Below are 16,298 nucleotides of genomic sequence, written 5' to 3'. Positions count from 1 at the left end.
CGCCCCATAGGAGGTGGAGCCCTGTTGCCTCGTAGGAGCCAACTTATCTAGTAACTAGTTACTTGGTAAGCTCCGGTCATGCAGAGGAACGCGGTGCGTTGGGGGTTGTTGGCGGTCTTCGCGGACGGCCCGAAGTACGGCTATCAGTTGAAGAGCGAGTTCGATGCTCATACCAGTGGAAGTTGGGCGTTGAACGTGGGGCAGGTCTACACGACGCTTGACCGGCTTGCCCGCGACGGTTACGTGGCGCCGGTCGGCAGCAACGCCGACGGGCGCCAGGTTTTCGCCATCACCGATCAGGGGCGGGAGGCCCTGACCAGTTGGTTCGTCACACCGGTGACCGACACCGACCGACCACGTAGCGAGTTGGCGATCAAGTTAGCGATGGCGGCGGTCGCGCCTGGCGTGGACGTCGCGGCGGTGGTTCAAGTGCAGCGGGCTGAATCGATGCGGCAGATGCGTGACTACACCGACCTACGTCGCCAGGCCGACGAGAGCGACGATGTCGCCTGGCTGCTCCTCGTCGATCATCTGATCTTCACGCTTGAAAGTGAGGTCCGCTGGCTGGACCACGTCGAGGCGACTGTGCTGCGGCGGGCGCGACCTCGCCGGGCACCCTCGAGGACGCCAGCGCCGGCGGATCAGCACCGCACGGAGGTCGAGGTGGGTTGCCAGTGAGTGCGGCGGTGTTGCGTTTCGTAGGCGTCAGCCGGGTCTACGGCAATGGCGAGCAGGCGGTTCACGCTCTGGACGAGGTGAGCTTCGAGGTGGCCGCCGGCGAGCTGGTTGCCGTGATGGGCCCTTCGGGGTCTGGGAAGTCGACGCTGTTGGCATTGGCGGGTGGGCTTGACGCACCGACCTCGGGGACGGTGTTCGTGGAGGATGTCGAACTCGGCGGCTTGGACGCGGCAGCGTTGGCGCGGCTGCGCAGGGATCGTGTCGGCTACGTCTTTCAGGACTACAACCTGGTTACTGACCTGACCGCCGCGGAGAACGTCGCGTTGCCGCGCGAGTTGGCCGGGGTGGGCGCGCGGTCGGCGCAGCGGGAAGCTGTCGTCGCGTTGGCCGAGGTGGGTTTGAGTGATATGGCTGGCCGCTTTCCTGATCAGCTCTCCGGCGGGCAACAGCAGAGGATCGCGATCGCCCGCGCGTTGATGGGACAGCGGCGGCTGGTCCTGGCTGACGAGCCCACCGGCGCCCTGGACTCGCACACGAGCCTCGCCGTGTTGAAGGTGCTGCGGGCCCGCATCGATGCCGGTGCCGCCGGGGTGCTGGTCACACATGAGCCGCGCTACGCCGGGTGGGCCGACCGGACGATCTTCCTGCGCGACGGCAGACTGGTTGACGCCACCGGGCCGAGGCAGACCCCCGAGCAGCTGCTCGGGAGGACCGTGTGACCCGGACCGCCGGCGAGTTCGTCGGCTCGTGGCGTGCCGCGCTGCGGGTTGCCCGCCGTTCGACCCTCCGCCATCGTGGACGCAGCGCGTTGATCCTCATGATGTTGTTCCTGCCCGCTTACGCCGCTACGGTCCTGGCGGTAAGTTGGGCGAACCTCAGCGGCACGTCTGCTCAGGAGGTGACCTTCCGCATGGGGCAGGCCGACCTGATCGTCGACGACGGTGACGTGGCTCGGTCAAGCCTGCCGTCGAATAGCCGATCAATGCCGTCAACGCGAGGCCGCACTGTAGTTGCCGGGCCCGCCGGTCTCGCCGCGTTCGAATATGAGGCGACCGACCTTGATGACCCCCTCAACCGGGGCCGCTATGTGCTGCGGGCCGGACGTGCTCCGCAGGGGGCGGCGGAAGTTGCGGTGACCCGGGCGCTCGCTCGTGAACTTGATATCCGCCCCGGCAATCAAGTGGTTGCCGGCATGCCGCAACGGAGTCTCACCGTAGTAGGGGTCGTCGACTGGAGCCGTTCCCTCCATTCGGCGGGGCTGCTTGTCCCCGCCGAGGCACCCTTGTCGGGCGCGCGCGCAGAGCTGTTGGTGAAACTGCCGGCCGGGCAGAGCTGGTCACCCCCGGAGTCGAGCACCACGACTAACGGCTTCAGCTTTATGCTCCGCGAAGACCTGAAGCCGACTGTCGCGGAGAAGGCGATGGAGGCTGGGGCGGTTCTGCTCGTCACGACCTTCGCCGGGGCGCAGGTGGTGTTGCTCGTGGGTGCGGCGTTCGTGGTCGGGGCCCGCAGGCAGCGGCGAGACCTGGCCATGATCGCTGCGGTAGGGGGCACTGGACGCCAGGTCGGGCGGATCGTCCTGGCCGGTGGACTGCTCCTGGGTGCCGCCGCGGCCATCGCCGGGGCCGGCGCGGGCCTGCTGACGTTCACGCTGGCCGGGCCGCTCATCGAGGCCATTGCCGACCACCCCTTAATCGATGTCTCCGTACCCGTGCCGAGCGTTGCGGGGGTGACGGTCGTGATGCTCACGATCGGGGTCCTCGCGGCTCTGTTACCCGCCCGCACCGCCGGCCGCGGACCGGTCCGCGCTGATCTGGGAGGTCAGCGGACTCGCTCCCGCCTCGACCTTGCCGCCCTTGCGGTCGGCATGATCCTTCTCGCTGCCGGCACGGCAGCCCTCGTGCTTGCCGGCCACCCCGAGGGCAGAATCGAAATCCTCGCCCTCGGCGGTGTCGCGCAGCTAGTCGGTGTCGTGGCATGCGCTCCCACCCTCGTCCGGCTCGCCGGCCGCGTCGCTGCCGCGCTGCCTCTGTCCGGCAGGCTGGCACTGCGTCACGGCGCACGGCACCGACTGCGCACAGCGGCAGCGATCGCGGCGATCACCGCCGCGACCGCAGGCAGCGTTTCCCTCGCAATCGTCGGCACAGCCCGCAACGACGCGCCAGCCACGCCATTGCGCACTCGCCCCGGCCAGATCGTGCTCGAAGCCGAAACCCTTCGGCTACTTGGTGAAGACGGCCTTCGCCGCTTCACCGCAGCCCTGCCGACACGGGAAATCGTCACACTCAAAACGACCACCGACACCAGTACACCGCTAACAAGCCTCCCACCTGAGGGCGCCGCCGACCCCAGACTGATCGCGGCTTTCGAACAGCGCAGGGTCGCTGTCGGCGGGGCTGAAATAGTTCATCTGGTCACCGGTCGGCCTGCAAACGCGCAGGAACTGGACATCCTCGCCGACGGCGGTGCGGTCGTCTTCAACGACACCCTGATCGCCGATACGCAGATCATCCTGACGAAGGATGGAAAACCTCTCCCGTCCCTGCCTGCACTTCTTGCCGTTCGTGGGGATTACTACCCGCAGCTGCCCGGCTTGGTGATCTCAGCGGCGACGGCGAGGCGGCTCAACCTGACTGTCGCGACCGAAGCAACGGTGATCGACCCTACCCGCCAACCCGGGCCTAAGGAGTTGACCGCCGCGAACGACGTCCTGCTCCGCGCCCAACTCAACACTCGCCAGCCACTCGATCAGCCGGTCACCGCCGCAGCGACGCAGGTGTCAGCACCGGCGGAAGAAACCACCACAATGTTTTACCTACTCGCCGCAATCAGCGCCCTGGTCACCCTCGTCGCCAGCACCGTCGCCGTTGGCCTGGCATCCGTTGAACTACGCCCCGACCTGGCCACCATGACCGCAGTCGGCGCCACCCCCCAAACCCGCCGACGAATCACCGCCGCGCAGAGCGCCCTCATTGCCGGAATCGGCGCTGTCCTAGGCCTACTCGCCGGCCTCGGACCCGCAGCCGCCTACATCAGCTACAGCATCAACGCGCACTGGCACACCCCCTGGCTCGCCCTCCTCCTAATCGCCGCCACACCACCAGCACTCACCACATTCCTCACCGGGCTCCTCACCCGAGGCCAACCACGACTCACCCGCAGGACGAACTGAGGGCACTCGACCTGGTTATCGTGGCCATCCCGGCCGAGGTTCCCGCTGCCGTCGCACGTTCCCTGACGGCATGGGCCCGGCAACGCCATTCAGCGGCGCTAGTGCGGTGACCACGAACGTTGACGGTGTTGGGGTCAGGCTGCTTGGGTGGCGGCTTGGCCCCAGTGTCGTTGTCGTTTGCTGCGGCTGCGGCTGCGGCTGCGGGCGCGTTCGTGGCGGTGGGCGGCCAGGACGTCGGGGTGGCGGGCGTTGGCGTTGCGCGAGCGCAGGTAGGACTGCAACCGTCGGGTCAGGACGGGGTGGTTGGGGTGGTTCGAGCTGGCGATGACGAAGGTGCGCAGCGGCCCGAACTGGGCCTCGATCGGGTTGGCCCAGGAGGCGTAGGTCGTGCGTTAAACACCTGCACGCAGGGATCCTCGATGATCATCCTCAGCAGACAGACGTCGGGGTTACGACACATCCCTTAGCTAACATCGGCAAAGCGGCCTGCCCCTGAGCGGAAGATTGTTGATACGCCTGCCCGTCGGGGCCGGATCACTCGATTAACACAGTCCGCAGCCAGGTCCGCCGAGCCTGGAACACCCATCGCTGGACTACCTCTCGGCTCCGGGGGGGGCAACCTTTGATCAGCGCATGCTCTTACTGAAGATTGCACGCGCAACATCATCGCAGGCAGCGCTCGCTTCGGTGATCAACTCCCCTTCAGGGCGGGGTGCCGTCGCAATAGCGAACCGGCCTTCAATGACCTATCCGGTCGTAATCCGGCATGGCCGGAGGAGTGAAGTCACCATGAGATCGAAGTGCAGCCTATTTGACACAAGCAGACGGTCGAATGGCGCATCGACGTATTTTAGAGCAAGTCGGCTCGTTGACCGCGCGGGCTTCTTGATCGTGTGACTGATGGTGCTTGCCGTGCTGCGGGGTCGCGCCTGAGGCCCGCAAGCTAGCCTCCGCTTATGAAAGGAAGCCTCATGCCAGTTGCATCTTGGTCAACAACTTCGTTGCTAGTATCCGCTGATACGCCAGTTTGGGTAACAGCCTCAGAATTCAAACTCAAATCATTGCGCCACTCATACGGATTTTTCAGGGCGGGGTTCGATGTGCGCGCTCAGGTACTGAAATCCGATGGCGCAATTGGCCTTTGGCTTGAAGCTCGACCGGCTGCCAAGCTTTACCGATTCGTCTCCGCTTGGAGTGATGAATCCGCGCAATGGGCGATGGTTAAGGCAAATCCGCACCGCGAAATTATGACACATTACCGACCGCTAATCGAGTGGTCTCGACTAGCCTCCTGGACGGTGGAAGCGGCCGCCCTGCCAATGAGCTGGGAATTGGCAGAAGCGCAATTTGTGCGTAAATAGTGAAGTGATCCTTATGGCAGGTTTTGGGGTCGTGACGGTACCCAACGTTAGTAAGAGCGCGGTTCACATTGCCGGCAGTCGGATGTGTTGAAGGTGCGGCGTTGTTGGCGGGTGGCGGGTTTGCCTCGGGTGAGACGGCCGAGCATGCCGCTGAGGGCGGCCCATCGGATCATGGCCTCGGACGTTGTGCTGCGGTGGGTGTCGTAGTCGCGGGCCAGGCGGCGGTGGGCGGTGATCCAGGTCAGGGTTCGCTCCACGACCCAGCGGCGGGTGTGTACGACGAAGCCTTGCTGGTCGGCGGGTTTGTGGACGATCTCGATGGTGGTGCGTAGCAGGTCGCGGGCCCAGTCGACGAGGCGGCCGGGAAGCCGGTGTTGGCGAAGACGTGCCGGATGGGGGAGCCGTGTAGGTGGCGAGTAGGGCTTCTTTGGCGCCGTCGTGGTCCTGCCAGGACGCGGCGAGGACCCAGGCGGTGACCAGGAGGTCGGGGGTGTCGGTGACGATGAAACGTTTCCTACCGTTGATCTTCTTGCCGGCGTCGGAGCCGCGGGAATCGCGGGGGCAGGGTGTCGCCGCCCTTGATGCTTTACGAGTCGATGATCCCCGCTGTTGGCTCTGGCTGACGGCCGTGAGCCAGGCGGACCTCCTCGCGCAGTTCGGTCAGGATCCGCTTGGTCACGCCCCGGTTGTTCAGCCGCGTGAAGTGCGCGTACACGATCTGCCATGATGGGAAATCGACCGGCAGGTACCGCCACGCGCAGCCGGTATGCATCACGTACAAGATGGCGTCGATGTTGGCTCGGCGCGCGTGCTTTCTGGTCTGCCCATCCACGTGGAGACGGCAGCATCCGCTCGATGATCTCCCACTCGGGGTCGTTCAGGTTAGACGGGTGCCGCCGCAGTCGATCCATACCTGACTCTGTGCGCCTACCTGACTAGGGTCCATAGTAGATCTGATGGATGGTTGAGGGACCCGCCTATCCGTCCGACCTGTCCGACGCCCGCTGGGCGCTGATCGCACCACGACTGACCACCTGGCGTCAGGCCCGCACCGACGCCAATGAATCTCGGAGCTTAGTTGAGCACCGGAGATTGGTGGGTGCGGAGCAGGACCTGGTCGCAGCCAAGCAGCGTTATGGTCGGGCAGCCTTTCGGACGCGGGTGGTGTGGAGGCTTTCCCAGAGGCTGACCATATGCGCGTGCAGAACCTCCTCAGCCTCCTCTTCGGTGAGGTGGCCTATGAGTACGTGGCTGGTGAGGCCGTCGGCGAGGGCGAGTAGGGTGCGAGCCTCGCGCTGCGGGTCGGGCGGCGCAGCGCCTTCGTCGGCCGGGACGCTCTCGGCGGCCTCTGTGATGAGGCGGGCGAGGAGGTCCTGGAGGGCCGCGTAGCTGGTTCTCAGCGAGCGGGCGAGCGGCTCGCTGACGGCCGCTTGGGCGACGAACGCGAGCCAGATCCGTGCTTCGGTGCGGTGCGCTTTGCGAAGTAGGGCGATCTCGGTGGTCACATGGCCCAGGGCGGTGGCGGCCGACTGGGCCGCGCTTCGGGTCAGGTGGTCCCGCACGCGTTCGATGATGCGCTCGCCGACATAGTCGACGGCGAACAGGAGCATCTCCTCCTTATTGCGGAAGCAGCGCTGAACGGCACCCAGGGAGACCTGCGCGCGGGCGGCGACGTCGCGCATGCTTACTCCCTCCGGTCCGTGTTCGTCGGCGAGGAGGCAGACTGCCTCGGCGATCTGGCGGCGTCGGCTTGCGTAGTCCACCTGCTTGGGCATGCGGTCGTCTCCTTATTCCGATACGATCGTATCTCTTCTGGGGTATGGTGCCGATGCAAGCACGTCGACACGTGGATGGGGAGCGCAAGGATCATGCAGGACGCCCTGTGGAAGCTGTCGGCCGCCGCTCAGGCGGAGGCGGTCCGAGGCGGAGAGATATCGGCGGTCGAACTGGTCGACAGCCACCTGGAACGCATTACCGAGGTCAACCCGCAGGTCAACGCGGTCACGCAGCTGTTAGCCGAGCGCGCCCGTGAGGCCGCCGCGCAGACGGACCGACGGCGGGCCTCGGGTGAAGAGCTCGGCCCCCTGGCCGGAGTGCCGTTCACGGTGAAGGAGTGCACCGCAGTCGAAGGCGTGCCGACCACGTTCGGAACAGCGCGCTTCCGTGACTTGGTGGCGCCTGTCGACGCGCTGCCGGTGGCTCGGCTGCGTGCGGCCGGAGCGATACCGATCGGGCACAGCAATATGCCCACCCTGATCCTGGCGGGGATGCACTCTCGCAGCGAGTTGTTCGGCGACACCGTCAACCCGTGGGACCCAAGCCGGACCCCAGGGGGCAGCAGCGGTGGCGACGGGGTGGCAGTGGCCACCGGTATGGCCGCGCTCGGGCTCGGCAATGACTCTGGTGGATCAGTGCGGATCCCGGCCTCGTTCTGCGGCGTGGCTGGGCTGAAGCCGACCGTCGGGCGGTTCCCCGCCGACCATCGCGTCCTCGGCCCGGACGACCCTGGACTGGCCTCACAGATGCTGGTCACCGACGGGCCCCTGGCCCGCAGGGTCGCCGACCTGCGACTGGCATACGAGGCGCTGGCTGGGACCGACCCGCAGGACCCGCGGGCCGTACCGGTGCCCGTCCATGGCGAGCCGCTGCCGGGGCGGATGACGGTCGCAGTCGTTGCCGACCCCGGGGGCCATGGCGTTCACCCCACGGTCCGCGAGGCTGTCGCGGCCGCGGCCGACGCGTTGCGAGACGCCGGGTACGACGTGCGGGAGATTGCGGACGTTCCGCGGCTGGATGAGGCGCTCGAGGCGTACGGCCGGATTACCGTGACGGAGTTCGCCGAGACCTGGCCAGTAGTGCGGACACTGCTCGGTGAGGGCGGAGATCGCTACATCGGGATGGCGATGGAGAAGACTCCGCCAGCGACAGCTGCGGAGTTTGCGAGGCTGATGGGGGTCTGGCTGGGCATCCGCCGTTCCTGGGCGGAGTTCCTCGACAAGTACCCGCTGCTGCTCGGGCCGGTGTTCACCGAGCCGCCTGTCGAGCCAGGGCTGGAGTCACGCGACAAAGAGGGCTGGGAACGGGTCGGCGCGGGCATGCGCCTGTGCACGGTGACCAGCTTCGTGGGCGTGCCCGGGGTCGCCGTACCGACCGGGGTCAGCGACGGGCTGCCGTCCGGCGTGCAGATCATCGGGCGCGCGTTCCGGGAGGACCTGTGCCTGGCCGCTGCCCAGGAGGTTGAGGATCGCCTCGGCGTTCTCACACCGATCGACCCGTGCTCTGAAGGCCCGACTGCCGCGCGGTAGGCGGGCAACCGCACCGAGCAGCACGTGGTCAAGACCGGTTGCACGGCAAGAAGAGGCAAGCATCCGGGGAGCGGCCCGAGAACCTCCTTCCCAGCCGGGCGCATCGACGACCAGGAAGTGCCGGCAAACGACCGTCTGCCGACACTCGCTCCCGTGATCATGGATCCGCAGGTGGGCATCGTCGACAACCCGCGTCAGTCGGCGCTAATGACAACCAGAACGGACACGATGAACACGCCCTCCGCAGACGACCGTCAGCCCTCCTGCCGCGATCTGGTGGGCGCGCTCGCCCAGAACGACCGGCGCGCCGCCTACGCGGCCCTCGCCTTCGGTGCGACAACCGTGGCCGAGGTCGCCGAACGATCCGGGCTGCGCCCACCAGCCGCCGCAATGGCCCTGCAGAAGCTGGCGGACGTCAGAATCGCGTCCTTCGACCGTGAGGAACACACATACACCCTGCTCGACGACACCTTCCAGCTGGCAGTCCAGGCGGAGGTCAGGGTCGCCGGGCGAGCTGGCGGGGACGGAGCGGGCTCCTACTTCCGGCGCGGCCGACTGACCTCCATCCCGGGCAACAAGTACGTGCGCGCCCGGGTGCTGGATGTGGTAAAGGGCTCGTTCGAGCCCGGCGTGCCCTACCCCGAGGCCAAGGTCAACGCGATCTGCGGCGAGTGGTTCGACGACTGGGTGACCCTGCGCCGCGCCCTCGTGGACGAAGGCATGCTGCGCAGAAACGAGTCCGGCTCCATCTACGAGCGCGTCTGACGAACGGTGGTGGCCTCGATGCCGTCCAGTTCCGGCATCCGGATGTCCATCAGGATCCCGTCGGCGCGGGCGCTGCGGGCGAGCGCTACCGCCTCGCGGCCGTTGCTGGCCTCGCCGACGACCTCCATGTCGGGCGCGGAGTCGATGAGCGCGCGGAAGCCGCTGCGGATCAAAGTTTGGTCGTCGGCGAGCAGGATCTGGATCTGAGTGGCCACGTCGATACCTCCGGTTTGGAGGGTGCGGGGAGGAAGGCGTGCACGGCGAACCGGCCGCTCGGGTCGGGACCGGCGTGCAGGGTCCCGCCCACCGACGCGGCCCGCTCCCGCGTACCGGTCAATCCGTGTCCGGTATGCCGGCCTGGGCTGGCCGTGAAGCCGGGTCGGAGCCGATTCTGGACGGCGATCGTGAGCCCGGTCCGGGTGTAGCTGAGGCGAAGGTGGGCGATGGGGTCGCCGCCGTGTTTGCGGGCATTGCTCAGGGATTCATGGATGATCCGGTATGCGGCGAGTCGACCGCGGTGGGCAGCGGCCGCGCCTCGCCGTCCTGATGGTGGGCGACCCGCAGACCCGCGGCCGCTACGGAGTCGAGAAGGTCGCCGAGCCGGGTCAGGCCGGGTGTCGGTTCGGTGGAGGACTCCGGGTCGTCGGCGTGGTGCAGGACGGTGGAGAGTTCCTCGATGCCGGTCCGGGCGGCCTGCCGTACGTGGGCGAGGCCTTCTTCGGCCTGGTCCGGCTGCTCGCGCAGGGCATGCACCGCTACTTCGGTTTGCACGCTGATAAGGGCGAGGTAATGGGCCACGATGTCGTGCAGCTCGCGGGCGATGCGCAGCGGAACAGCGGTTCCACATCGTTGCGGATCCACACGCCGACCGATGCTGCCCGATGGCTTTGCTGAGGTTCCTGAGCAGCTTGCCACCCGTCGGCGACCTGGATCGCCTGCGGTGTGCCAGTTGGGCGCCGTCGGCGTAGCTGCCGGTGCGGTCTCGAGACATGACCTGGATCTGGGGATGCTGGCACAGCCATTCAGCGAAGGTATTGGCGGTCCGGTCGGGCAGGACGTCGATCGGCCCGCGCTGCTGGATGTCGGCTCTGGCACACACCCCCTGGACCCGGATGACCGCGCCGGAAAGGATCACGGCCGGGGCGGGCTCAGTGCACAGGTGACCCGTGCAACCGACACGGTCGAATCATGACAACACGGGATTGGCATTGTGTCCCCGGATGGACAGGCTGAAGTCATGAAAGACGTCGTTATTGAAGTGAACCAGCTGCGTCGCAGCTATGGGAAGTTCGAGGCGGTCCGGGGGGTGTCTTTGGCCATCGGCCGGGGCGAGCTGTTCGCCCTGCTGGGCACCAACGGCGCCGGCAAGACCACCACAATCGAGGCGCTCGAGGGGTTGCAGCGGCCAAGCTCCGGCGAGGTGCGTGTGCTCGGCCTGGACCCGATCGCCGACCGCTCCGAGGTGCGTCCGCGGACCGGCGTGATGCTCCAGCACGGCGGTTTCACCGGCGCCCTGACCGTACGCGAGACCATCGAGTCCTGGCGTGCGCTCACCGTCCGCCCGCGCACCACCCGCGACATGCTGGAGACGGTGGAGCTGGCCGACCGGGCCGACGTCGCCGTCGAGCAACTCTCCGGCGGCGAGGGCCGGCGGCTGGAGCTGGCGCTGGCCGTGATGGGCCGGCCGGAGGTGCTCTTCCTCGACGAGCCGACCACCGGCATGGACCCTGCCTCGCGGCGCCGCACCTGGGATGTCATCCGCGAGCTGCAGGCGGGCGGGACCACCATCCTGCTCACCACGCACTACCTCGAAGAGGCGGAGGTACTCGCCGACCGGGTGGCGATCATGCAGGGCGGGCACATTGTGTCTCGCGGGACGCCCGAGGAGGTGGTGCACACGCTGCCGGCGCGGATCACGTTCCGCTCACCGGAGGGGTCCGACCTGCCCGATCTGCCGCACGGCACGCTCTCGGTAGACGGTGACCGCGTCGCCTACGAGACCCGCGACCTGCAGGGCGACCTCTCCCGGCTGCTGGACTGGGCCAACGCCACCGGAGTGCGGCTGTACGGGCTCTCCGCGCGCCCGGCCACCCTCGAGGACGTCTTCCTGAACATCGCCGGCGAGCACGATAACGCCGGTCACCGACCGGAACGTGAGGAAGTTCGATGACCACCGTCACGACAGATCGGGCGGCGCGGCCGTCCTGGCAGATGCTCGCCCTGCTGCGCGTGGAGCTGCTGGCGCTGCGGCGCAACTGGACCGCGGCCGCCCTCTCCGTGGTCACTCCGCTGCTCATCGGGCTGCTGTTGACCAGCGGATACGGCGGCCAGACGGTCCCCGGAGTGCGCCGGGTGGTCAGCGTGACCGCGCTGATCATGGTCTTCGTGGTGCACCACCACCTGACCACCGTTTACGCCTCGCGCCGGCAGGAGAACGTGCTCAAGCGGATGCGTGTGGGTCTGCCGTCCGACCGCACCATTCTGCTCGGCACCGCCAGCAGCACCGTGCTCACCTTCCTGGCGCAGACCGCCGTACTGGCGCTCTATGCCATCCTGGTGCTCGACCTGCCGGTGCCGCGGCACCCGCTGGTGATCCTGCTTGCACTGCTGCTCGGCGCCGCGGTGATGGCCGCCTTCGCCGCGGTGCTGTCCGCGGTCACCCGCAGCTCCGAGGCCGCGATGCTGACCACCCTGCCGTCCATGGTGATCTTCCTGGCCACCCCGGGTGCCCTGCTGCCGCTGGGCGCGCTGCCGGCGCCGATTGAGAGGGTGCTGTGGTTCCTGCCGACCGGCCCGTTCACCGAAATGCTGCGCGTCGGGTGGCTGGCACAGACCGACGGGGGCCGGGCGCTCGGCTTCTGGGAAAGTCATCTGCTCGCGCTGCCCTCGGCTGGTGTGCTGTTGGTGTGGCTGGTCATCGGCGCCTGGCTGACCCGCCGGTTCTTCCGGTGGGAGCCCCGGCACGTCTGATCCGACGCCAGCCCATGGTGCACCATGGGAGAGGTCCAGACGAGGTGACGGTGCGGATGATCATGGGCGGCGACGGCGCGGGGCCGGTGATCCGGGTGCTGCTGGCCGACGACGAGGATCTTATCCGGGCGGGGCTCGCCGCCCCGCTCGGCTTGGAGCCCGACATCGAGGTGGTGGCCGAGGCATCCGACGGGCGTGGCGCGGCTACCGCCGCTCGCGCCCACGCCCCGACGTCGCCGTGATCGACCTGCAGATGCCGGCCCAACGGCACGGAGGTGAGCGCCGAGCTGGCCCGCGTCCTGCCGGTTGCCAGGTGGTGATCCTCACCGGACACGGCCGCCCGCCGCATCTGTATCGGGCGCGCTGACCGCGGGTGCCAGAGGCTTCCGCTCCGGGCGGCACACTGGCGGAGGTGATCCGCCGCGTGCACGGCGGCGGGCGCTACGTCGACCCGGCGCTCGCGGCCGACGCGCTGACCGCCCCCGAGTGCCCGCTGACCCCTCGCGAGCTGGACGTCCTGCGGCCGGCTGAGTTGGCCACGCCGGTCTCCGAGGTGTCGCACTGCACCAGTCTGTCGATCGGCTCAGTCCGCAACCACCTCTCTGCCGCAGTCAGCACGCTCAAGGTGGCCAACCGGGCGGAAGCTTTCCGCACGACGACTCGTAGCCCAGCCGGTAGCGGTGCTTGAGGAACATCAACCGCAGGTAGGTCTCCATCGGCACACTCGGCCGGCCCATCCGCACCGAGAAATACGCCTTGATCGGGGTGAGGAACCGCTCGTCATCGAGCCACTGATCGACCCGCGCCAGCTCAGCCGGCAGCAGTAGGCACGCCTCCGGCAGCACCGACTCCCACAACGACGGCTGAACATTGCGCATACGAAGCACCAGATGCCCTTACGCCATAACAACCCCTCACCCTGATCAACGACAACGAGGCCGGCCACGCAGCGCGCAACCAGCCTCAATCGACCAATTCGTCGTCTTCACAATCGCGTCCTGACTGAGAGTCACGCCCGCGTGCGCCCACTGTTAGTTGACAGGCAACGTCACAGACTGAGCTGCCTACAACCAAGATCACAAGGGTGATGCCGTGCGCGCAGCACGAGTGAACCCTCCGAGCAGGTGCGCGGCCCAAAATCGGGCACCCCTCGCCACCTCACCTCTGCGGTGAAGCCGTCGGCTCGAAGGTGAGGCTTGCCCGATGGGTACCAGCTACGAACCGATGAGTCTGGCCAGGCAAGGCCGAAGACGGCATGGGGGCGCGCGGCCGGGGGTGGGCACTGTGGAAAGCGCTGATCGTGTACGCCGACTGACCTCGTCAAGGTGGTAGCCGACGTGGGGCAGTTCGGTTCTGCGGCCTACCCCTTTGAAGGGCCGTCGCCCGCTGTGGCGGCGCGCAGCTCCTTGAGCACGTACGTGGTGGCCTTCTCGACGACGCGGATGCCCTCTTTCTGGCTCACGTGATGATCGGAGAGCACGGCGATGAGCCAGTCGTGACGGGCCTCGACGATCCGTCCGATGCTGTTGACCAGCCAGCGACCCCCGTCGACGTCGGCGGTGTCCCAGCCGTTCTTGACGTAGTCGGAACGGCTGCCCGGCTCCCGCGCGGCGGTGACTCCCCATCGCTGCTCGGGGATCACCTTCTTCATGAGGCCCATGACGAAGGTACGGTCCTGCGGGGTCAGCGGTCCCGTCGGTGACGTGAGCGCGGTCAGCAGACGGAGTTGGTCGGCGACAGTTGTCGTGGTGAGTCCCCACTGCGAGTTGGGCTTCGTCTCACGCAGACCGAGCGCGCGGTTGGCGGCGGTGAGGCCGCGCGAGCCATCGATCCGCTGCCACAGGGCGACCGCCGCGTCGTTGTCACTGGACACGATCATGGCCTCGGCCAACCGCCGGGTGTCAGAACTCAGGGCCTTTCCCGGCGGGTTCTGGCGCAGCAGAAGGGCCGCGAGGATGTTGACCTTGACGATGCTGGCGGTCTCGAACCGTTTGGCGCCGACCGTCACCGCAGCCGTTCCTTGTCGGTCCAGTGCCGCGACCGCCAGGTGGCCGTCGTATCGCTGCACGTAGGCCTTGATGCGCGTTCTCGCCTGGTCGATCCGGTCGATGGCCGGCGTCGTGGGGATCGGACTGGCAGGGGAAGAACTGTGCGATGGTCCGGCTCCGTCGCCGTCGCGGCCGCGCGTGGCACCGAAGGCGGCCGTCGCGACGCCGGCCAGCGACATGGTGGCCGCGGAGATGACCCAGCGTCGCGGCAGCTGCCGACTCCGCTCAGCCAAGGCGGGCCACCGCCCTCGCGGCGATCTGATCCACCACGACCTGGCTGCCCGGATCGGGCAGGCGGACCGTCGAGACCGTCTCGCCTCGTCTCAGCATCACGAAGTACGTGACGGTGTTCGGGGTGTCCGCATGCGCGATGCGACCTCGAACGAGCATGCCGGTGCCCTCCAGATAGTGGATACTTGCCACAGCAGGTGGCGCTTCAGCCGACGACGCGTGGCGGCACGCTCGTCGCCGCCGCAGCACCGGCGCGGCGGTTGCCAGCCGCCGGCTCGACACCACCGGGATTCCCCGCACCCCGGCGACAGTCGGAACCCGTCAATGGCGTTCCTCGGCGAACAGCTCGGAACGGGTCTCGCCGAGCACCTCACGCAGGCGGTTGAGGGAGCGCATGCTCTGGCTCTTGACGACGGCAGTGGAGACGCCCACAACCTCGGCGGTTGTCTCCACGCTCAGGTCGTCCCAGTAGCGCAGGACGATGATCGCCCGGTCCCGCAATGGCAAGGTGGCGACCGCGTCCAGCAACGTCATGCGCAGCTCGGCCGGATGTTCCTCGCTGCGCTCCGGCGGCGCCGACATCGCCAACTCGCGGCTGGAGCGACGCCGTTGCTGGTCGATCATGCAGCGCAGCAGTATCTTGCGGGCGTACGCGTGGGGGTCGTCGGCCCGGCGGACCCGCCTCCAGTTGGCGTACACCTTGGCCAGCGTCGTCTGGGTGAGGTCCTGGGCGAGATGCCAGTCGCGGCACATCAGGAACGCGGCGTCGCGCAGCCGGCCGGCGGTCGCCTGCGCGAACTCCACGAAGTCTTCGTCAGCCATTCGACCGGGCCAGCTTCGGGAACTTCTTGGCACCGTTGATGACGAACTCGGCCGGCAGTTTCGTCCCCCAGGTCGGGTTCGCGGCGATCTCGGTCGCCTCCTTCACGGAGAGGACGGGCGGTGCCGGCACAGTTCCCTTGGCATCCCAGGCCAGACAGGTGGAGATCATGAGATCGACCTGGAGGCCAGCGCGGTGGTGAACGGTGACCGTCTGGGTCTGCACGCAGTTGTCGGGTACTTCGGTCAGCTCCACCGTCCCCGGGGCAGGGTCGCCGCCGAGGCGGTCGCGGTAGATGGAGAACCGCAGCATGCCCGGCCCATCGCCTCGGTCCAGGTAGAGCTGGACCGACGGCATGCCGGGGCCGGCCCCGCTGCTCTCCAGACTCGCGTAATCGCTGGTCTTCCCCCTGGGTAGAAGCCGGGTCAGCAGTTCCAGCGCGCCCTGCGGTGTGGCGGTCAGCAGCTCACCGTCCGGCCCCGCCCCGATCCCCACGGTGTCGATCACCGTGGTCGAGGGAGTCGGCGACACTGACTGAAGGGGGTCCCCTCCGCTGCCCTGCTCGAACCCGCCCGAGGTGCCATCTGGGGAATCGGCCGGGGACGGCGTGGCGGTGTCGACCGATCCGCTCGGCAAGCCCACGTTCGCCCCGCCGGGCTGACCGACGTCATCCGCGCCGACGCCGAGCGACCCGGCGGCCAGGCCGATCACGAGCAGCATCGCCAACGCCGCTCCGCCGACGCCGAACTGCGCCAGGCGGCGCTGGCGACGAATTCGGCGGCCCTGCACCACCGACTGCTGGACCAGGTCACCCAACGGCGGGGCGGGATGTTGGGCCAGGTCGTCCCTCAAATGCCCACGCACGTCGCCCATGTCCCTTATCCCTCCTCGGCCGACCGCCCGCAGTGGCGATCCGTCACTGACCTGACGGGTTGGCCAGCCGATTTG

At 67.8% G+C, this 16,298-nt stretch carries 18 protein-coding genes and 3 pseudogenes; 11 read left to right on the top strand and 10 right to left on the bottom strand.

The features are described 5' to 3' along the window. Positions 1–78: 78 nt before the first annotated feature. Genes OG992_RS33550 through OG992_RS33540 form a run of 3 tightly spaced genes read left to right on the top strand, consistent with a single transcriptional unit; the run spans position 79 to position 3,850 of the window. Positions 79–678 (top strand): PadR family transcriptional regulator, encoded by a 600-nt coding sequence (locus tag OG992_RS33550; RefSeq protein ID WP_266305513.1) that lies wholly within the window; start codon positions 79–81, stop codon positions 676–678. Further along, positions 675–1,397 (top strand): ABC transporter ATP-binding protein, encoded by a 723-nt coding sequence (locus OG992_RS33545; protein WP_266305512.1) that lies wholly within the window; start codon positions 675–677, stop codon positions 1,395–1,397. Before OG992_RS33550 ends, OG992_RS33545 begins: the two co-directional genes overlap by 4 nt. Beyond that, positions 1,394–3,850, top strand: a complete 2,457-nt coding sequence (locus OG992_RS33540) for an FtsX-like permease family protein (RefSeq protein WP_266305511.1) — start codon at positions 1,394–1,396, stop codon at positions 3,848–3,850. Before OG992_RS33545 ends, OG992_RS33540 begins: the two co-directional genes overlap by 4 nt. A 134-nt stretch (positions 3,851–3,984) precedes the next feature. Here OG992_RS33540 and OG992_RS33880 read toward each other — a convergent pair. Next, a pseudogene (locus OG992_RS33880) lies at positions 3,985–4,249 on the bottom strand (hypothetical protein); the annotation flags it as partial. 557 nt (positions 4,250–4,806) lie between these two features. Here OG992_RS33880 and OG992_RS33535 point away from each other — a divergent pair. Further along, on the top strand, positions 4,807–5,211 hold the full coding sequence (locus OG992_RS33535) for a hypothetical protein (RefSeq protein WP_266305510.1): 405 nt from the start codon (positions 4,807–4,809) through the stop codon (positions 5,209–5,211). Between the two features lie 586 nt (positions 5,212–5,797). On the opposite strand, the gene OG992_RS33530 is transcribed toward OG992_RS33535, so the two are convergent. Continuing rightward, a complete protein-coding gene (locus OG992_RS33530; RefSeq protein WP_266305509.1) occupies positions 5,798–6,043 on the bottom strand; it encodes a transposase in 246 nt (81 codons plus the stop codon). A 128-nt stretch (positions 6,044–6,171) separates the two neighbouring features. Here OG992_RS33530 and OG992_RS33525 point away from each other — a divergent pair. After that, positions 6,172–6,267 (top strand): annotated as a pseudogene (locus tag OG992_RS33525) (IS5/IS1182 family transposase); the annotation flags it as partial. A 77-nt stretch (positions 6,268–6,344) separates the two neighbouring features. On the opposite strand, the gene OG992_RS33520 reads toward OG992_RS33525, so the two are convergent. Then, positions 6,345–6,893, bottom strand: a complete 549-nt coding sequence (locus OG992_RS33520) for a TetR/AcrR family transcriptional regulator (RefSeq protein ID WP_266305508.1) — start codon at positions 6,891–6,893, stop codon at positions 6,345–6,347. 18 nt (positions 6,894–6,911) lie between these two features. Between OG992_RS33520 and OG992_RS33515 the strand changes: the two genes are divergently transcribed. Together OG992_RS33515 and OG992_RS33510 are read left to right on the top strand one after the other, a co-directional pair. Further along, positions 6,912–8,516, top strand: a complete 1,605-nt coding sequence (locus tag OG992_RS33515) for an amidase (RefSeq protein ID WP_266305507.1) — start codon at positions 6,912–6,914, stop codon at positions 8,514–8,516. Between the two features lie 159 nt (positions 8,517–8,675). Continuing rightward, positions 8,676–9,281: a DUF2087 domain-containing protein gene (locus OG992_RS33510; RefSeq protein ID WP_266305540.1), complete on the top strand. Its 606-nt coding sequence runs from the start codon at positions 8,676–8,678 to the stop codon at positions 9,279–9,281. Here OG992_RS33510 and OG992_RS33505 read toward each other — a convergent pair. Both OG992_RS33505 and OG992_RS33500 read right to left on the bottom strand, forming a co-directional pair. Beyond that, positions 9,266–9,496, bottom strand: a complete 231-nt coding sequence (locus OG992_RS33505; protein WP_323182034.1) for a response regulator transcription factor — start codon at positions 9,494–9,496, stop codon at positions 9,266–9,268. The genes OG992_RS33510 and OG992_RS33505 overlap by 16 nt on opposite strands. Before the next feature lie 259 nt (positions 9,497–9,755). Next, positions 9,756–10,142: a histidine kinase dimerization/phosphoacceptor domain-containing protein gene (locus OG992_RS33500; protein WP_266305506.1), complete on the bottom strand. Its 387-nt coding sequence runs from the start codon at positions 10,140–10,142 to the stop codon at positions 9,756–9,758. A gap of 376 nt (positions 10,143–10,518) precedes the next feature. Between OG992_RS33500 and OG992_RS33495 the strand changes: the two genes are divergently transcribed. From OG992_RS33495 to OG992_RS33480, 4 genes are all read left to right on the top strand, one after another. Continuing rightward, on the top strand, positions 10,519–11,451 hold the full coding sequence (locus OG992_RS33495; protein WP_266305505.1) for an ABC transporter ATP-binding protein: 933 nt from the start codon (positions 10,519–10,521) through the stop codon (positions 11,449–11,451). Then, positions 11,448–12,251, top strand: coding sequence for an ABC transporter permease (locus OG992_RS33490; protein WP_266305504.1), 804 nt, complete (start codon positions 11,448–11,450; stop codon positions 12,249–12,251). The genes OG992_RS33495 and OG992_RS33490 overlap by 4 nt, the downstream gene beginning before the upstream one ends. Positions 12,252–12,295: 44 nt before the next feature. After that, on the top strand, positions 12,296–12,493 hold the full coding sequence (locus OG992_RS33875; RefSeq protein ID WP_323182032.1) for a hypothetical protein: 198 nt from the start codon (positions 12,296–12,298) through the stop codon (positions 12,491–12,493). A gap of 131 nt (positions 12,494–12,624) precedes the next feature. Further along, a complete protein-coding gene (locus tag OG992_RS33480) occupies positions 12,625–12,939 on the top strand; it encodes a LuxR C-terminal-related transcriptional regulator (protein ID WP_323182029.1) in 315 nt (104 codons plus the stop codon). Here OG992_RS33480 and OG992_RS33475 read toward each other — a convergent pair. From OG992_RS33475 to OG992_RS33455, 5 genes and pseudogenes are all read right to left on the bottom strand, one after another. After that, positions 12,893–13,129 (bottom strand): annotated as a pseudogene (locus OG992_RS33475) (ISNCY family transposase); the annotation flags it as partial. The gene OG992_RS33480 and the pseudogene OG992_RS33475 sit on opposite strands and share 47 nt — an antisense overlap. 482 nt (positions 13,130–13,611) lie before the next feature. Further along, positions 13,612–14,532 (bottom strand): serine hydrolase, encoded by a 921-nt coding sequence (locus OG992_RS33470; protein WP_266305503.1) that lies wholly within the window; start codon positions 14,530–14,532, stop codon positions 13,612–13,614. Beyond that, complete coding sequence (locus OG992_RS33465; protein WP_266305502.1) at positions 14,525–14,815, bottom strand: hypothetical protein; 291 nt, start codon at positions 14,813–14,815, stop codon at positions 14,525–14,527. The genes OG992_RS33470 and OG992_RS33465 overlap by 8 nt, the downstream gene beginning before the upstream one ends. A gap of 36 nt (positions 14,816–14,851) precedes the next feature. After that, entirely contained in the window at positions 14,852–15,352 is a 501-nt protein-coding gene (locus tag OG992_RS33460; protein ID WP_266305501.1) for a SigE family RNA polymerase sigma factor, read from the bottom strand. Then, positions 15,345–16,223: a hypothetical protein gene (locus OG992_RS33455; protein WP_266305500.1), complete on the bottom strand. Its 879-nt coding sequence runs from the start codon at positions 16,221–16,223 to the stop codon at positions 15,345–15,347. Before OG992_RS33455 ends, OG992_RS33460 begins: the two co-directional genes overlap by 8 nt. Positions 16,224–16,298 lie beyond the last annotated feature (75 nt).

This window comes from Micromonospora sp. NBC_00362 (genome assembly GCF_026342155.1).
GTDB lineage: Bacteria > Actinomycetota > Actinomycetes > Mycobacteriales > Micromonosporaceae > Micromonospora > Micromonospora hortensis.
This window is presented reverse-complemented; position numbering and strand designations above follow the sequence as displayed.

What these genes read in the sequence shown, in the direction of transcription:
- OG992_RS33550 (WP_266305513.1), top strand. Translation starts at nt 79, where the DNA reads ATGCAGAGGAACGCGGTGCGTTGGGGGTTGTTGGCGGTCTTCGCGGAC.
- OG992_RS33535 (WP_266305510.1), top strand. Translation starts at nt 4,807, where the DNA reads ATGAAAGGAAGCCTCATGCCAGTTGCATCTTGGTCAACAACTTCGTTG.
- OG992_RS33520 (WP_266305508.1), bottom strand. Translation starts at nt 6,893, where the DNA reads ATGCGCGACGTCGCCGCCCGCGCGCAGGTCTCCCTGGGTGCCGTTCAG.
- OG992_RS33510 (WP_266305540.1), top strand. Translation starts at nt 8,676, where the DNA reads ATGGATCCGCAGGTGGGCATCGTCGACAACCCGCGTCAGTCGGCGCTA.
- OG992_RS33495 (WP_266305505.1), top strand. Translation starts at nt 10,519, where the DNA reads ATGAAAGACGTCGTTATTGAAGTGAACCAGCTGCGTCGCAGCTATGGG.
- OG992_RS33490 (WP_266305504.1), top strand. Translation starts at nt 11,448, where the DNA reads ATGACCACCGTCACGACAGATCGGGCGGCGCGGCCGTCCTGGCAGATG.
- OG992_RS33460 (WP_266305501.1), bottom strand. Translation starts at nt 15,352, where the DNA reads ATGGCTGACGAAGACTTCGTGGAGTTCGCGCAGGCGACCGCCGGCCGG.
- OG992_RS33455 (WP_266305500.1), bottom strand. Translation starts at nt 16,223, where the DNA reads ATGGGCGACGTGCGTGGGCATTTGAGGGACGACCTGGCCCAACATCCC.